The organism is Nostoc sp., from assembly GCF_036917155.1.
In the GTDB taxonomy this organism is placed as follows: Bacteria; Cyanobacteriota; Cyanobacteriia; order Cyanobacteriales; family Nostocaceae; genus Nostoc.
Map to the genome: position 1 here is coordinate 42,497 of NZ_JBALDZ010000067.1, position 15,389 is coordinate 57,885.

Genomic DNA, 15,389 nt, shown 5'->3' on the forward strand with positions numbered 1-15,389 from the left:
TATGCTACACCTGCGGGGTTTTTAACTCTTTTTGGTGTGATGGAGAAAATTTGCTCAATTTATATTGAATATATGCTAAATATATTGCATACTTGTCAGCGTCAGTCAAAGTTAGACATTTTACCTCACCAGCACAAAAAAATCTTCTTGGAAAAAATTTTAACTTCCCGCTTCGGTTAGATTTTGTGCATAGCAAAATGTTATAAATCTTTATGTAATGTGTGGACAAAAAGACAAACAAAATTTATGAAGACAAATTACAGCAAATTGCTGACCACCTTGGCAGGCATAGCCGGATTTACTAGTTTCAACTTTCTCATTAGTTTACCATCTGATGCAAAATCGGCACTAAATCCTAACCCCGGTATTTTTAAAGAAGCCCCATATAATCAGGGTCAACGCCTTCAAGCAGACGCTCAATACACACCTAGCGAGACCGCTTCTGAAACAGAAAAGGGCAATACCAAACTCAAACCAGTAGCACAAACAAGTGGTGGGACGCTAAATCCCAAACCAAGTATTTTCAACGAGCCTCCCTATAACCGTGGTGGTGCTACACCTACTGAAGCTGTACCCACTACCCCAAGTACTACCCCAGAAAGTCAACCTACCACACCACCAACAAAAGTACCATCGACTGGGACACCTACTAAAACTCCACCAGGACCAGGAGCAAGCGACAATCAAGGCAAAAACTTGTTAGCTTTAGCAGAGTCCAACGCTTCCTTTACCACCTTAACCAAGGCTTTGAAAGCAGCAGGATTGACCGGAGCCTTGCAAGGCAAAGATAACTTAACTATTTTTGCACCCACTGATGCAGCTTTTGCTAAATTGCCACCAGATGCTTTACAAGAATTGTTAAAACCAGACAACAAAGAAGTATTGATCAAAATCCTAACTTACCATGTAGTATCTGGTAAGGTATTGTCCACTGATTTGAAGTCTGGTGAAGTTAAAAGCCTTGAAGGCGGCACAATCAACGTTAAGGTTGATCCTGCTACTGGTGTAACTGTCAATGATGCTAAAGTAACACAGGCAGATATCACAGCCAGCAACGGTGTAATCCATGCAATTGATCAGGTGATTTTGCCTCCTGACTTGTAGCTTTCTGATATCAGTACACCGAGGACATAACTAGGTTGGATAAGGTATTAATAAAAACCCCGTTCAGATGTTAATTTTGGACGGTTTTTTGTAATAAGAGAAATCACTGAGGTATAGGCAGACTGCCTTGTAATATCATCTGACTTGCTCTAGCTTGACAGCTGGCGCAGGCGCAGCCAAACATCTGCATGGCAAGCTGTTTAACTTTTTCGTTAGCACTTATTGATGGGTATTGGGGATATTCTTGTGAAACGGGTGCAGCAGCTGCCTGTGTGTCAGTGGGTGTTAAGGTAGGATTTCCTAAATCTTCGGGAGAAAGCTTCTTCGCAAAAGCTGGATTGACAGTTAGTAATGTTAAAGCTAAAAAGCTTGAGCCACAAAACAAGGCCATAACAATTTTATTCATGATTTACACCAGTAGTAGACTAGATATTTAAGTTGAGCTTAGACGAAAAAACTATAAATTGCCATAAAAATTCTCAATATGAATATCTGTGGTAATGTCATTTCACACACTAGTTTTATTTAAGCTCAGGGAAACTACCTTGCAATACCATCTGACTTACACGAGCTTGACAGGCGGGGCAGTCACAGCCAAACTGCTGTATAGCAAGCTCTTCGAGTGATTGAGTAGAGTTAATTGATGAAAATTCGGGGGATTTTTTAGTTACAGATGTATTAACTGTCTGCGTCTGCTCCGAGTTCAACCTGGGAGAGGTTAAATCCTGAGGAGAAAGCTGTTTAGCAAAAGCTGGATTGACAGTTAAGAACGACAAGGCAGAAAAGCTAGAACAGCAAAGCAAAGCCATTACAATTTTATTCATGATTCCCCTGAGTGCTAAAACTCATAGTTGAGTTTAGATCAATAAAACTACAAATCGTCAGAAAAATTCAACTTGTTTTTAGTTACCGAGCGGCGATTGACAGAGCCGCTAATGTAATCGAAATCACAATTACTTTTTGTTTGCAATCCGCTTTATCTCTTTATCCTGCATTTCTAAGAGTTCAGGGATAGTAACAAAGCTATAGCCCTGCTTCCGAAAGTTAGCAATAATTTCTGGTAAAGCTTGCACAGTTTTAGAGCGATTACCACCACCATCATGCATCAGCACAATTCCACCTGGTTTGGCCTGCCTGAATACATTATGAATTAATTTTGGTACAGCCGGACGCGAGTAGTCTACAGAGTCAGATGACCAGAGAATGATGGCATACTTGCTATTTCTCGCGTAAGCAGCCACCCCATTGTGCATGATTCCCCCTGGTGGTCGAAACAAATTTGTTTTAATCCCTGTCAATTGATAAATCAGGTCTGCTGTGTGGTCAATTTCATAAGCAGCTGCTTGTGGATTCAAGAATTGATACCAATGATGCCAAGTATGATTGCCAATTACGTGACCTTCAGCAATCTCCCGCTTTACTAAGCTTGGATAATTCTTCACATTTTGCCCAATGAGGAAAAATGTCCCTTTGATCTGATTTTGTTTAAGAATATCCAGTACTTGCGCGGTACTCTGAGGCCATGGCCCATCATCAAAGGTGAGAGCAATTACTTTCTGTTCGGGAGTAAGTTTTGCCGCCTCAATTACTTCCCCTTGAAAGCGTAGTGGTACAGTATATGAGAGATTCTTTATTTGTGCCTGTTGCTGCCAAATTCTAAGCATGGTCGCTTTTAGGTCTTCAATCAGCTGCTGAGTTACAACCTTGCTTGGTAGATTGCTTACATTTATATTGTCTGTACTTTGAGCTTCAGAGGAGTTTGACTTGATAAACATCATCGTGCCAACACTCAAACCAGTACTCAAGACTAGCAATGTAACCAATATTTTTTTTAGACCAAAAAATGACTTTTTATCCTCCACTTCATAGCTCCTTAAAGGGTAGAACCATCTTTTTTCACAGGAATTCTGGCAATTTTTTTATACTCTGGTAAGCCTTGCTACGCAAGCTACAGTATGATTGGTGTTTTTTTTAAGTTAGCTCCAATCCTGACTCTGAAAAAATGCCTTACCCGACGGATAATCTAATATCTATAAGTAAAATAGTAAAATCCTCGCTATGAAGGTGAGAGCCTTCTTATGCGTTAATTTTTGTAGACTATGGGGATGAGGGGAATTTCGAGAACTGTAAAAGGCAATTAATCTTGCCTTCTTAACATGAATATATTTAATGTAGGTTAAATATTGCATATCCTATTGACGAAGCCATTGCAAAATTATGACGAAGATGTGACCTTCCTTAGGTGATAACGGCACAGAGCAGACCCGTTAAAAAATTTTTTTGATCCCCGACCGTCCAAGATGAGTTAATACCAGTTGCTGCTAAAAATTCTACAAATAAATCATCTATTTTGTGGGGCAGGCATCTTGCTTGCCCCACAAAATGCTACAGGATACTTTTTTATTTGGAAATCCTTTAACAGGTTACAGGCTCGATATTACATCCCGTGCGACTGCTAAAGTCTGATCAATATCCTCCTCGGTGTGAGCAAAAGAAGTAAACCCAGCTTCAAATTGAGAAGGTGCTAAGTAAACACCATGCTCTAACATCCCGCGATGAAAGCGTCCGAATTTGGCTGTATCAGACTTTTTCGCATCTTCGTAGTTATGAACTGGGCCAGAAGTAAAAAATAAGCCGAACATGGCGCTGATTTGACCGCCGCAAACTGCATGACCATTTTCTTTGGCAATTTGCAGCAAACCGTCTCCTAGTTTTTTAGTAATCCGGTCAAGATACTCGTAAGTACCTGGCTTTTGCAACAATTCTAAAGTCTTAATGCCAGCAGTCATTGCCAGAGGATTACCTGAAAGTGTACCCGCTTGATATACGGGGCCGGCGGGAGCAACCATTGACATAATATCCCGACGACCACCATAAGCTCCCACTGGCAAACCACCACCAATCACCTTGCCTAAGGTTGTTAAATCGGGAGTGACGCCAAATTTTTCTTGAGCGCCACCGTAAGCAATGCGGAAGCCTGTCATCACTTCATCAAATACCAATAACGCTCCATATTCGTGAGTTAGTTCCCGTAATCCTTCTAAGAAGCCAGCATCAGGCGCAATAAATCCAGCATTGCCGACGACTGGCTCAAGAATGACACCGGCAATCTCGTCGCGGTTTTCTTCAAACAAAGCTCTGACGGCTTCTAGGTCGTTGAAAGGCGCGGTTAGAGTGGTGCTAGTTGCTGCTTTAGGTACTCCCGGTGAGTCTGGTAAGCCAAGTGTGGCAACCCCAGAACCCGCCTTCACTAGAAACGTATCGGCGTGTCCGTGGTAGCAGCCTTCAAACTTGATGATTTTGTCTCGGTTGGTGAAAGCCCGCATCAGTCGCAAAACTCCCATACAGGCTTCAGTTCCAGAGTTGACAAATCTGACCATTTCGATACTAGGAACTGCATCGATGACCATTTCTGCCAAAACATTTTCTAGGACTGAGGGAGCGCCGAAACTGGTACCTTTTTCTAAGGCTTCATGTAGCGCTGCAATGACTTCTGGATGAGCATGGCCACAAATAGCTGGGCCCCATGTGCCTACATAGTCTATGTATTGATTGCCATCTACATCCCAAATATATGCGCCTTTAACACGATCAAAAACGATGGGTTGTCCACCCACAGATTTAAAGGCACGAACTGGAGAACTGACTCCTCCAGGCATAAGGTTTTGAGCAGCGGCAAAGACTTCTTGTGATTTTGTTGTTTTAATTGTGGTATTTACCAAGGTTCATCTCCTAACAGTGGGCAATAAAAAGCTCTATCCTAGAATAGGGTCAAACACTGCTTAGAATTTCTATCCTATAGAATTAGCTGAACCAAAAAAATAACGATATGTTATGCAAGTTCATTCAAAACTTGATGATTTCAGGCATAACAGGATCTTCGGCAAACTGTATGCTTTCATCAGTATGGGAGTATATCACAGCTAGATAAAATAGTTAAATTCAAAAAAATATCCCAGTTGCCCTATTGTGAATGGTATCGTGAATCCATAAGTTATTCTCATTAGAGCAAACTAGTCGGTATGTCTTCTAAGGATTCGCGATCGCTGCATTACACTATTCCGGTAGAGCAAATTCGCTATGATGAGCGGGGTCTAGTGCCTGCAATTGTCCAAGACTATCTGGATGGTACTGTCCTGATGATGGCGTGGATGAATCAAGATTCGTTACAAAAGACTTTAGAAACTGAAGAAACTTGGTTTTGGAGCCGTTCTCGACAAGAATTATGGCACAAGGGAGCAACTTCGGGACATCTTCAAAAGGTGCAAAGTATCCGTTATGACTGTGATAGTGATGCGCTGCTCATCGGTGTAGAGCAATTAGGAGATGTTGCCTGCCATACTGGAGAGCGCAGTTGTTTTCACCAAATAGAAGGGGAAATTGCCGCACCACCAGGGGATACATTGTCGCAATTGTTTCAAATAATATGCGATCGCCGTGACAATCCTACTGAAAGTTCTTATACCTGTAAACTATTTGCTGGTGGCGATAACAAAATTTTGAAAAAGATTGGTGAGGAAACCGCTGAGGTAGTAATGGCTTTTAAGGATGATGAAGCAGATGCGATCGCAGGTGAAGTCGCCGATTTGCTATATCATACTTTGGTTGCCTTAGCTCACCATCAAGTTGATTTGAAATCGGTATATCGCAAGCTCCAAGAACGTCGTCAATAGAGCAAAAAAACAAGTCACGTCGCTTCTCTACGAGACGCCAAGGGCGAACGAACGCTCCGAATTCAAAATGACGCTCTCTACGATACGCTAAAAGCGAACGCAGACTCGCTAACGCTGCGCTAACAAAAATAAATTTAGTTGCCCTGTAAACGGACTTCGTATTTCTTGCGCCCTTCGGGTTCACCAGTCGCCTACAGCGCTAGTTCACTGTGCCACTTGTTATACATTTTTTTGCTTCTCCATAAATAAATTTAGTTGCTCTGTATCATGAGTCGTTTTCGGTCATCTTATTTTAATTGGCAGCAACGCACTCAACGACCACTACCAGATACCGTTAAGTTTGCACTCTGTAATTTTGAACGAATTTGGATTGCTGATGGCTCAACACTAGAAGCCTTATCCGTAAGCTAAAAAGCCTGGAAGACCTGAAAACAGGTCAACTAGCAGGTAAGATTTGTGCTGATTGTTCATTACCCATTGAGTTCACTGAGATTGATTTTTGGTTGTGTCATGTTAATCAAATCTCGTTATATACCTAGAATCTTTAATAAAGCCTGCCGATAAATATTTATTCCCTCATTATTTAAATGAGCACCATCTTCTGAACTGAAATCATCTTTCAACGCATTATTCTCATTTAATGATTGAACCTGTTGTATTTCCAATGGTATATGATTTTTAATTGCAACTTGATTCATCACAGTATTGATTTGCTCTACCCGAAGATTTGTTGCTGAAATACTTGGATCTTTACTAGCGGCAACTGTTGAGTAAAAAGCGGGAATTAAGAATATTTGATTACTCCCAAGGCTTCGCACTAAGGAAATTGAATCTTGAAGTTTGTTCGCAAATAAGGAATCACTTAATCCATACCAGGCATCATTCCCCCCAATAGCAATCACAGCTTTTTCGCATTTAATTTTAGTTGGAATGAGAAGTTTTAGTTGTTCAACAAGTGAAATCCCGCTTATCCCATTTAAGGCAAAATTAAAAGTACCTTTCCCCAGAGTATTACCCATTTCGGCAGTTACAGAATCCCCAAACAAGCAAGCCTGGAATTGCTTTCCTTGAGTAGCAAATTGCTGATATTGAACTTCAAGTTGCCATAAAGGTGTAGAACTTAAGTTATCTTTAGGTGGTATTTCAATAGGAGATAGATTTAACTTACTTGCTATTTCTAAGACTGCTGGAACATTAATAACTAGTCTTTGACTAGGATATGCTTCCAGAAAGCTGATGATCCCTAAACCCTCTTGAGAATTCGCCCCGATGATTACAGCCGCGTCTAGTGCTTGTACCCCGGCTTGGTCACGACGGGCGATACCTTGGGAAACCGCAGATAGAATTTCTTTAGCTAGTTTTGTATTTAACAGCTTATCCAAAGCCACAATATCAAGAGATGCTTTTACTTGTAGCGCCTGATGAAACTCTTTTTGTTCTTCCCGACTGAAAAATTTGAGAAAAAATTGCAAATCAGAAGAAACTTCTTCCCTTTGTGCATACTTACGTAAATCAGCAACAGGTAGTGATTCTTCAAACACACCATAGCGAAAAATAATTTTCTCAGCGGCAAAACAGGGCATTGCAGTCGTCCTCAGTAATACGATGCAACTACATATACTCAGCACCAGATGACGTAAATATCTCATAAATCCTAATTGTTTGCGTAGCGTTTTCTGTAGATAGGCATTGCCGACGATACAAACAAAGCCATTGGGTAGTCTTACCAACTCTACCAATTTTCGAGAGCAGCGATAACAGCCAAAGCTTCACCGATAGCGCCACGGAGAGGAAGTCAGAATCAATCAGTGGGGGATTCAGACCCGCCGTCGAGCGATACCTTCGGTGAGCTTCGCTAACGCAAAAGTTTCCCGGCGATTGTCAATTTGGCTAGCATCAGCAACAACAGCTTCAGCCGCCGGCCAATAGAAACCTATTCCCAAACCGCTAATCAAGCTACCAATTATCAAAGTAGTGAAATTATTGGTTGCAGCACCAATTGCTGAAATCGCCGTGGCTAGCAATAAAGTGCGGCGGCGTCCCCATTCTCCCGAATCAGCCAAAGAACCACCTCCAATCCGCCCAACGATGCCGGAAATCGAGGCGCTACCCAAGGCTACCCCAACACTGGTTGTAGATAAACCAAGTTGATTAACAAAAAAGATGGGGGCGTAAAACAGGGTAAAGCCAGTACCAACTTCCGAGAAAAATCTACCAATTGCGAAAATCCAGACCTGGGGATGTATCGAGGGCAACCACGATGATAAATGAGATTGAGAAGCTAATTTCATGAGTGTAAATGTCATGATTTGATGACATTTTTGTAATTCTTATCATTGGCTACTATTTTCCTCACTCATTCCACAGAGTTTCCACAGAGATTTTAGCAGTTTTCCACAGGTGCTATACGAGTTAATAGGCTTCTTGCCATCTGACTGGGGATTGTTAATTATAAGTAGCAAAGAAGTTTAAGGACTGAGTTTTTGTGAAGTTAAGTAACGAAAATTTACCTTCAAGTCCTATTCTCTCGTTCGCATTTATTTTTTATACAATCGTTTTTAACATTTCGCAGCATTGACAAACCCACCCCCTCTTGGCGCACAATGATGCGGCTTGCTTTTGTAATCCGTTCAACCGTTGGCATCAAATGTGTAAAATATATTACCAATAGATGTAAGCGTAGATTGTTGGGATAGCGAAAGAGCGTGTGAAGTCCTAAGCCACTTCACCGCAAGCAACTTGTCCCTCTTGATTATCCTCATAGGAGGAAAATCTCATGAAAGCAACGGTTAGCATCTTTACAGAAATTCCCGAAACACTCCACGAATCCTTAAAAAACTACTTAGAAACCCATCCTGATTGGGATGAAAACAGAGTATTGACGGCGGCGCTATCATTGTTTTTACTCCAAAATGGAGATAGCGATCGCCGTGCTGCCCGAGTCTATCTGGAAACTTTGTTCCACCACTCCTCAGTAGAAATGCCCTGCACCGACTTACCAGCAACAGTTAATTTACTAGACACCCCATAGATACCAATACTGCTCGGATAAGCAGGGGAGGCAGGGGAAGCAGGGGAAGCAGGGGAAGCAAAACTCAACGCCAGCCTCCATTTCTCCCCCGGCTATTGAACAGCTTGCCTCAACCAAGAAATTCCAAAACCTACGCAGTATTGCCATAGGTACTGGTATGAAAGGCGTTATTCTGGCCCATGCCCCATTAACGGGATTTTAAGCCAATAGCAATCGGTAATATTACAACAAAAAAGATCAGTAGATTCTGATCTTTAAAAAGGTTCCAATAGTTTCTTCTGTTGCCAAAACTAGTTGGTAATAGCGCAAGATTTAAGTAGTATATTAGCTGACCGTTAGTACTTGTTATATAGCGGTTTTCTCTTGGATACAAACACATTCGTCGGTTAGTACAGCCAAAACACAAGAGGAAATTCTTGTTTCTAGCCTCTGGCTAGAAATGAACATCATTAGACTTCTTGCAGAAGTCGGGCAAAGGGCAAGGGGTAAAAGTTTTGCATTTTACCCTTTCCCCTTTTACCACGAGAGTGCAAAAAGCACTTTTGCAAGAGGTCTATTGGGCTGCTGCCGCAAATTCAGAAGGCGGTAGCCCCCCAATAAGCATTCCAGCCAAAGACTGGGAACCAGAGAAAGCTTTTTCTGTATTTGAGGAATATCTACCTATGTTGATTGTCTAAATTTGTCTTTTACTAAAGTCAAAGAAATTCACTAAGTAGGTCGGCAGAATAAAATCAAACTATGTTAACAAAAATGAACGAGGCTGAAACCCTCTTCCCTCCTACCTTCTGCCTCCTGCCTCCTGCCTTATCCCAACGACAAATATTGACGCCCACCTACTTAAATATCTGCCCCAAGAGTCAACAGTCAAGAGTTAAAAAACTCTAGACTATAAACTCAGGACTTGGCTTCCAATTGCTGGGGGTGGGCAGGAGATTCAAACTTATAGCCTACGCCACGTACAGTTTGAATTAATGCCGGCTGACTAGCATCAATTTCAATCTTCTTGCGAATTTGGCCGATATGTACATCTACAACCCTCTGGTCGCCGACATATTCATAATCCCAGACCTCTTGGATAAGTTCTGCGCGCCGCCAAACTCGGCCGGGATGACTGGCTAAAAAATGCAACAAGTCAAATTCCAGAGCAGTTAAAGGTACTGGTTGATTATTAAGTGCTACCTCCCGTCGCACCGGATCAATCATAAGTTTTTCAAATACCAAGCGTTTCTGCTCGGCCGTAGTTATCACTCGCTGACGCCTCAAAATAGCTCCAACTCTAACTTCTAACTCTCCTAGCCCAAAAGGCTTGGTGAGATAGTCGTCAGCACCTTTAGCAAAGCCACGAATTTTGTCAGCTTCGTCAGCACGGCTAGTCAACATCAGAACAAAAACACCATTACGACTTTGCATCTCTTGGCAGAGGTTAAACCCTGTGACATCTGGTAGATTCACATCTAGAATCACCAAATCAGGGTTAAATTGCTCAAATAGAGCTAAGGCTGTCTTTCCATCTTCGGCAGCCTCCACCTGATAGTTCTGCTTAATCAAAAAGCGTTGGATTAAATTCCGAACCGCAGGGTCGTCGTCAACTACAAGAATCTTGGCGGGAGCCATGACCATTACTTTGCACAAAAATTCGTAAGATTAACAAGAGAGTTGCGTAAAAACGCAGTTGCCACTTTGGCACTAACTAAGAATCTACATGGCTACGGTATAAGAATCCTGATCATTCAAAAATAAATACTCTAATCAGGATTGTGGGCGATGAGAACGCGAAATTTCTGTTAGCCACAGTATATAAGCGCTCTGACTTTAGTCGCAACAGTTCTTGATACCAAGACACCTCCTTGATCCCAGTTAGGTGGTAACTTAAAACGTTTTAATTTTAAATCGATATGCGGATATATACCACAAGCGATTATTCAGTATAGTTAAAAAAACTCTATTAGGGCACTGTAAGTTTCCAAATTTGAAATAGGAAAGTTGATTTTTTCATAAAAACTATGCATTTTTAGGTACTCTCCGATCAAATTCTAGATTAGAGCCAGAATTAAGCAACGGCATGAGGGTATACACGGAGTTATAGCGATATGTTAAAGTGACTATAGTTGAAATTACAAAGTCGATCCAACTAACCCGTGCTACTATCCTGGTAGGGCATAAAGTAGATCGAGATTTTAGTTTCGATCAAAATAAAACCTAAAGCTGTTTTTTCTTCGACATAAAGACTGCCGCTGACTGAGGCTGAAGTAATAAACTCCCATGAGCGATCAAAATCCCTACGAAAAACTTGGGGTATCAGAAGAGGCTAGCTTCGATGAAATTCAGGATGCTCGTAATCGCCTATTCGAGCAACACAATGGCGATGCCAAGCATTTAGAAGTAATTGAAGCGGCTTACGATGCGATTTTAATGGATCGCCTACGGATGCGCCAGGAAGGTAAAATCAAAGTCCCTGAACGCATCCGGTTTCCAGAGTTGCGAGTGCAATCGCCTCCTAAAGAAAGTCCAATCCCTCGCCAGCAGTCACCTGCATGGCTGCAACGGCTGATCGATGAACCATCGCCTGCGGATATACTCTTACCAGGAGCTTGGTTTCTTGGTTTGAGTTCTATTAGCCTGTTCTATCCAGAGGGAGGCGAGCAGGTTTTACAGTTAGCACTGGTGGTTGGTGTAGGCACTAGTATTTACTTTCTCAATCGTAAGGAAGGCAAATTTGGCCGGGCAGTTTTACTCACCCTGGTTAGTTTAATAATTGGCTTAATCGCTGGGGGGCTAGTTGCTATCTGGCTTTTACCACAAATACCATTCCTCAATCTGTCATCGAATCAGTTCTCTACTGTACTGACATTTATATTTTTGTGGTTGGTTAGTAGCTTTCTACGCTAAATCGATGCGGTAAGGAAGCTTCTAGAAACTTCTAAAAAGAATACATGATTGATTTCTCTTGGTTTTAACACGCAGTAAGGGTGCATATACGTGTACCCTAACTATGGGTATGGTAATAAAAGTATAATTATTGATATCATCTCCGCTTAATTACTTAATTAAACCCCAAGAAATCCCCCCGCCCCGAAAGCGAGGAAGAGATTAAGGGAAGCGCTAATTATCTGGATATGATATTGATTCAAGCTATTGCAGCCTACAGAGTCTTTCTAGACAAGGCGTTTAGATTCTAGGAATAAATCTACAGCAGTGCTAAAGTCTTTAACTATTAAGTCGGGCTGGTAAAGTTTCAATTGGGTGCGATCGCGAATCCCACACTCTACAGCCATCACTTTAATACCATAATTTTTCGCAGCGGTGATATCGGCTTCTGTATCTCCCACCATCCAGGTATCAGCAGCGGGGGGCAGTTCTTTTAATGCCCTAGCCATTAACAAGGGCTTATCTTCAATATCGCGAGTTTTCACGTAGTCGTTACTCAAGCAATAACAACGGTTTTCTGGGAAAAATCTACCTAAATCGTATTTTTTGAAAGCATAATCTAGTTCTCGAACTCGGCGCATGGTCATAACTGCTAAATCAATTCCAGCTTGTTGAATTTTTAACAGTGCATCCACAGCACCAGGCGCGAGAGTATCATAGTTGAAATAATGTTCTGTATGCACAGTTTGCCGCCGTAATTGGGCGAATTCTTGGGCTTGGGCTTCGTCTAACCCTGAATTTAAGGCGATTTGTTTTTCAGGAATGCGCGATCGCTTTAACTCCCAAAATTCTGCTTTCGGAAGTTCTTGTACCACTTGGTCTGGACGACGGGTTTTCTCCAAACAGAATTGATAAACACGGTAGTACCGTTCGGAAACATCAATAATTGGACCGTCGAAGTCAGTAATCAGTCTTAGCATCGGCGGAAAATGTTAATTTTTATTAAGATTATCTCAGATGTACGGCTATTTTTCGAGACTATCAAGTTCAGCTAAGGGTTTTTTGTAACCTCTTTTTAAGAAAGTATCGGCGATAACCAGGGGGAAAATCCTCTAACTCTCCAAAAACTTCATACCCTAAATGCTGATAAAATTCAGGAGCTTGGAAGCTGTAAGTAAAAACATATACGTTTAAGCAGCCACGATTAACAGCCTCCTGTTCTGCCGCCAAAAGTAGTGCTTTTCCATATCCATCACCTCTTAACTCTTCTGCAATCCAAAGAGTACCGATATGAAGCCATCCCAAGCCAATAAAACCTTCCAAGCCACCCACGACCTTTTCTTTTGAATCACGAAGCAATAGAAACAGTGGTGTATATTGATAATCTCCAATTTTGTTGACATTGAATTGGTGAAGTTGCTTATTTACAAAATCAACTTGTTTGGAGTCTGGCTGACTTTCAATTGATATTTTGTACTCAGACATCATTGCAAAGTACCGCGTTTGATTTGTTCGCTTTCAATGGCTTCAAATAAAGCGCGAAAGTTGCCTTCGCCAAAACCTTTAGCTTGCAAACGACGTTCAATAAACTCAAAGAAAAATGTCGGCTGTTCAAAAATGGGCTGGGTGAAAATTTGCAATAGTAGGGGTGCAGTTTGTTGTGCCCCTACGGGAGTATATTCTTGCCAGTCCACCAGAATTTCCTGTTGAGCGATCGCTTCTAGTTCTAGCGGTGATAGTGTAAGTCCTGGACGCTGTTTTAGCTGGGTGTAATAGGTTTCGGGAACCGAGAGTAAGGATAAACCACTAGCACGAAATTTAGCGATCACACTTACAAGATTAGTTGTCCGCAAGGCAATATGTTGAATTCCTGGCCCCCGATTGACATCGAGAAACTCTTGAATTTGAGAATTCCTAGAAGCCGGTTCATTAATTGGCAATTGGACACTACCGTTACGCGAAACCATCACCTGGCTGTGTAAAGCAGAACGATTGGTTTTAATTTTAAATGCTTGCTGGGGTTGAAAATTGAGGATGTTTTCATACCAAGCCACAGCACTTTCTAATTCCCCAACTGCCACGTTCAGCACTATATGATCTATGGCGGTAAAAGTGTTGTCATTGGTCATTTGTCCTTTGTCAAAAACCAATGACGTAGGCGCTTCTCCACGAGACGCTACGCGTAGCTTGCTTCCCCGTAGGGGTACGCCTTCCCGCAGGGTATGACTACTGACTAATGACCTTTCTATCAAAGTATGAGTCAGTCCACCCCAAGCGGCAATCTTGCCACATTTGAGGAATGCCGTACCTATCCAGCGTTCCTGGATGGATTGTAGAATTGTAGCACCGTGCATTTGAGCTAGTGCGATCGCGCCTTCGACATCTTCCACAGCAAAAGCGACATCTGCCACACCAGGGGGATATTGACGCAGAAACTCGGCTACTGGACTGGTAGGCAACAGTGGTGAAGACAGAAAAAAGCAGACATCACCACTTTTTACCACTTCTGTACAAGTATGAAATGAACTGATGCGATCGGCTACTGGTTGAAAACCAAGATGGTGTACAAACCAATCCCGCCATACTTTCGCGTCTTCTACATAGAAATGAACGTGATCAATTTTCATAAATCCTGAAAATACAGCATAACAGCTTATATCTCTGTAAATCCTGCCATTTTTGCTAGATTTTCACGTCCTTCCTAAGCAAGAATTATCTAGGCGTACTCCCACTCTAAAAGAACAGATGACTATCAGGTTGAATATTAATTTCCATTGGTACAGCTTGCGGTTCAGCGGAAAGGGCAAAGAAAATCGCATTGGCAGCAGTTTCAGGACTAAGCATTTTTTTCCGGTCTACTTTTAGGTTGACGTTATCCCAGAAAGGAGAATCTACCCCACCAAAGTAGAATAGCGTGAACTTGATACCAAAACGCTTGAGTTCTTCTGCCATGCACTTGCTGAAACCGACAACACCAAACTTAGAAGCAGAATAAGCCGCTGCCATCCCCATCGAATGCTTGCCCAGAATTCCTACCACATTACAGATATGACCAGACTTGCGCTTTTGCATCTCTTCAGCAGCCGCTTGAGTGGTGTAGAAGCTGCCTTTTAAGTTGACATCTAGCATCTTGTCTAAATCAGCAGGTTCTAGGCTGTTGTAGGGCTTGAGTATACCAGCACCAGCTGCATTCACTAAAATATCGATTTGACCAAACTCAGCGATGGTCTTTTCTATCAAAGTATCTACTTGTTCAGGGTCAGTAATATCTGTAGGAACGCTCAAAACTTCCCCTGCTAAATCATTTGCCAGTGTTGTTAAACGACCGGCATCTCTTGCAGCCAGTACCAACCGGACTCCTGTAGGCGCAAGTTTCTGTGTTAAAGCTGAACCAATACCACCAGTAGCACCGACGACAACAACAACTTTATCCTGCATTGTATTATTTACATTTCTTTACATCTTTTTACATAATACAGAATTACAGGCTCAGGTTGTAGGTAAATATCCAGAAAGTATTTACTCACAGAGTAGCGGTATTACCTCATATTCCTTGCCACTCGCCTTTAATGTAAATGTAGGAGATGATTCTAAATATTTAGTAAAATTGGAACCTAACGTATCGGCTCAATAAGTCGGGGTAGCGAATAAAAGTTGCTAACATTCGATTTCATGAGAGTTAACTATATTGTGATAAAGCAGGCATTCTATTT

Annotated in this window: 16 protein-coding genes and 1 pseudogene; 6 read left to right on the forward strand and 11 right to left on the reverse strand. The window is 41.9% G+C overall.

Going from position 1 to position 15,389, the window contains the following annotated elements:
• Positions 1-246 precede the first annotated feature (246 nt).
• On the forward strand, positions 247-1,104 hold the full coding sequence (locus V7K67_RS09930; RefSeq protein ID WP_335166336.1) for a fasciclin domain-containing protein: 858 nt from the start codon (positions 247-249) through the stop codon (positions 1,102-1,104).
• A gap of 103 nt (positions 1,105-1,207) precedes the next feature.
• Here V7K67_RS09930 and V7K67_RS09935 read toward each other — a convergent pair whose 3' ends face one another.
• From V7K67_RS09935 to hemL, 4 genes are all read right to left on the reverse strand, one after another.
• Positions 1,208-1,510 (reverse strand): hypothetical protein, encoded by a 303-nt coding sequence (locus V7K67_RS09935; RefSeq protein WP_334731539.1) that lies wholly within the window; start codon positions 1,508-1,510, stop codon positions 1,208-1,210.
• A 115-nt stretch (positions 1,511-1,625) separates the two neighbouring features.
• On the reverse strand, positions 1,626-1,928 hold the full coding sequence (locus V7K67_RS09940) for a hypothetical protein (protein ID WP_334731538.1): 303 nt from the start codon (positions 1,926-1,928) through the stop codon (positions 1,626-1,628).
• A 129-nt stretch (positions 1,929-2,057) separates the two neighbouring features.
• Entirely contained in the window at positions 2,058-2,966 is a 909-nt protein-coding gene (locus tag V7K67_RS09945) for a polysaccharide deacetylase family protein (protein WP_334731537.1), read from the reverse strand.
• Between the two features lie 561 nt (positions 2,967-3,527).
• The gene (gene hemL, locus V7K67_RS09950) at positions 3,528-4,826 is read right to left on the reverse strand and encodes a glutamate-1-semialdehyde 2,1-aminomutase (RefSeq protein WP_334706124.1); all 1,299 of its coding nucleotides are present in this window, start codon (positions 4,824-4,826) and stop codon (positions 3,528-3,530) included.
• A gap of 300 nt (positions 4,827-5,126) precedes the next feature.
• Between hemL and hisIE the strand changes: the two genes are divergently transcribed.
• Together hisIE and V7K67_RS09960 are read left to right on the forward strand one after the other, a co-directional pair.
• Entirely contained in the window at positions 5,127-5,777 is a 651-nt protein-coding gene (hisIE, locus tag V7K67_RS09955; protein WP_334731536.1) for a bifunctional phosphoribosyl-AMP cyclohydrolase/phosphoribosyl-ATP diphosphatase HisIE, read from the forward strand.
• A 267-nt stretch (positions 5,778-6,044) separates the two neighbouring features.
• The gene (locus V7K67_RS09960) at positions 6,045-6,188 is read left to right on the forward strand and encodes a hypothetical protein (RefSeq protein ID WP_334731535.1); all 144 of its coding nucleotides are present in this window, start codon (positions 6,045-6,047) and stop codon (positions 6,186-6,188) included.
• 116 nt (positions 6,189-6,304) lie between these two features.
• Here the strand turns inward: V7K67_RS09960 and V7K67_RS09965 are convergent, their stop codons facing one another.
• A complete protein-coding gene (locus V7K67_RS09965; RefSeq protein ID WP_335166346.1) occupies positions 6,305-7,426 on the reverse strand; it encodes an alpha/beta hydrolase in 1,122 nt (373 codons plus the stop codon).
• 168 nt (positions 7,427-7,594) lie between these two features.
• Positions 7,595-8,068 carry an MFS transporter gene (locus tag V7K67_RS09970; protein WP_334731533.1) on the reverse strand — a complete coding sequence of 158 codons (474 nt, stop codon included), beginning with the start codon at positions 8,066-8,068 and terminating at the stop codon, positions 7,595-7,597.
• Between the two features lie 485 nt (positions 8,069-8,553).
• On the opposite strand from V7K67_RS09970, the pseudogene V7K67_RS09975 reads away from it, so the two are divergent.
• Positions 8,554-8,745, forward strand: a pseudogene (locus V7K67_RS09975) (DUF2811 domain-containing protein); the annotation flags it as partial.
• Positions 8,746-9,302: 557 nt separating this feature from the next.
• The gene (locus V7K67_RS09980; RefSeq protein WP_334706120.1) at positions 9,303-9,485 is read left to right on the forward strand and encodes a hypothetical protein; all 183 of its coding nucleotides are present in this window, start codon (positions 9,303-9,305) and stop codon (positions 9,483-9,485) included.
• A 217-nt stretch (positions 9,486-9,702) separates the two neighbouring features.
• On the opposite strand, the gene V7K67_RS09985 is transcribed toward V7K67_RS09980, so the two are convergent.
• Complete coding sequence (locus tag V7K67_RS09985) at positions 9,703-10,422, reverse strand: response regulator transcription factor (protein WP_334706129.1); 720 nt, start codon at positions 10,420-10,422, stop codon at positions 9,703-9,705.
• 648 nt (positions 10,423-11,070) lie between these two features.
• Here V7K67_RS09985 and V7K67_RS09990 point away from each other — a divergent pair.
• The gene (locus V7K67_RS09990; RefSeq protein ID WP_334706119.1) at positions 11,071-11,697 is read left to right on the forward strand and encodes a CPP1-like family protein; all 627 of its coding nucleotides are present in this window, start codon (positions 11,071-11,073) and stop codon (positions 11,695-11,697) included.
• Between the two features lie 266 nt (positions 11,698-11,963).
• Here V7K67_RS09990 and V7K67_RS09995 read toward each other — a convergent pair whose 3' ends face one another.
• The 4 genes from V7K67_RS09995 to V7K67_RS10010 all read right to left on the reverse strand — a co-directional run bounded on the left by V7K67_RS09995 (position 11,964) and on the right by V7K67_RS10010 (position 15,114).
• On the reverse strand, positions 11,964-12,656 hold the full coding sequence (locus tag V7K67_RS09995; RefSeq protein WP_334731531.1) for an HAD family hydrolase: 693 nt from the start codon (positions 12,654-12,656) through the stop codon (positions 11,964-11,966).
• A 67-nt stretch (positions 12,657-12,723) separates the two neighbouring features.
• Positions 12,724-13,164, reverse strand: a complete 441-nt coding sequence (locus tag V7K67_RS10000) for a GNAT family N-acetyltransferase (protein ID WP_334731530.1) — start codon at positions 13,162-13,164, stop codon at positions 12,724-12,726.
• A complete protein-coding gene (gene hppD / locus V7K67_RS10005; protein ID WP_335166341.1) occupies positions 13,161-14,303 on the reverse strand; it encodes a 4-hydroxyphenylpyruvate dioxygenase in 1,143 nt (380 codons plus the stop codon). The genes V7K67_RS10000 and hppD overlap by 4 nt, the downstream gene beginning before the upstream one ends.
• Before the next feature lie 106 nt (positions 14,304-14,409).
• Entirely contained in the window at positions 14,410-15,114 is a 705-nt protein-coding gene (locus tag V7K67_RS10010) for an SDR family oxidoreductase (protein ID WP_334731528.1), read from the reverse strand.
• Between the last annotated feature and the right edge of the window lie 275 nt (positions 15,115-15,389).

Bases quoted from the DNA above. Each gene is read 5' to 3' on its own strand.
- V7K67_RS09940 (WP_334731538.1), bottom strand. From the start codon at position 1,928: ATGAATAAAATTGTAATGGCTTTGCTTTGCTGTTCTAGCTTTTCTGCC.
- V7K67_RS09965 (WP_335166346.1), bottom strand. From the start codon at position 7,426: ATGAGATATTTACGTCATCTGGTGCTGAGTATATGTAGTTGCATCGTA.
- V7K67_RS09985 (WP_334706129.1), bottom strand. From the start codon at position 10,422: ATGGCTCCCGCCAAGATTCTTGTAGTTGACGACGACCCTGCGGTTCGG.
- hppD (WP_335166341.1), bottom strand. From the start codon at position 14,303: ATGAAAATTGATCACGTTCATTTCTATGTAGAAGACGCGAAAGTATGG.
- V7K67_RS09995 (WP_334731531.1), bottom strand. From the start codon at position 12,656: ATGCTAAGACTGATTACTGACTTCGACGGTCCAATTATTGATGTTTCC.
- V7K67_RS09935 (WP_334731539.1), bottom strand. From the start codon at position 1,510: ATGAATAAAATTGTTATGGCCTTGTTTTGTGGCTCAAGCTTTTTAGCT.
- hisIE (WP_334731536.1), top strand. From the start codon at position 5,127: ATGTCTTCTAAGGATTCGCGATCGCTGCATTACACTATTCCGGTAGAG.
- V7K67_RS10010 (WP_334731528.1), bottom strand. From the start codon at position 15,114: ATGCAGGATAAAGTTGTTGTTGTCGTCGGTGCTACTGGTGGTATTGGT.
- V7K67_RS09970 (WP_334731533.1), bottom strand. From the start codon at position 8,068: ATGAAATTAGCTTCTCAATCTCATTTATCATCGTGGTTGCCCTCGATA.
- V7K67_RS09930 (WP_335166336.1), top strand. From the start codon at position 247: ATGAAGACAAATTACAGCAAATTGCTGACCACCTTGGCAGGCATAGCC.
- V7K67_RS09990 (WP_334706119.1), top strand. From the start codon at position 11,071: ATGAGCGATCAAAATCCCTACGAAAAACTTGGGGTATCAGAAGAGGCT.
- V7K67_RS10000 (WP_334731530.1), bottom strand. From the start codon at position 13,164: ATGATGTCTGAGTACAAAATATCAATTGAAAGTCAGCCAGACTCCAAA.
- V7K67_RS09960 (WP_334731535.1), top strand. From the start codon at position 6,045: ATGAGTCGTTTTCGGTCATCTTATTTTAATTGGCAGCAACGCACTCAA.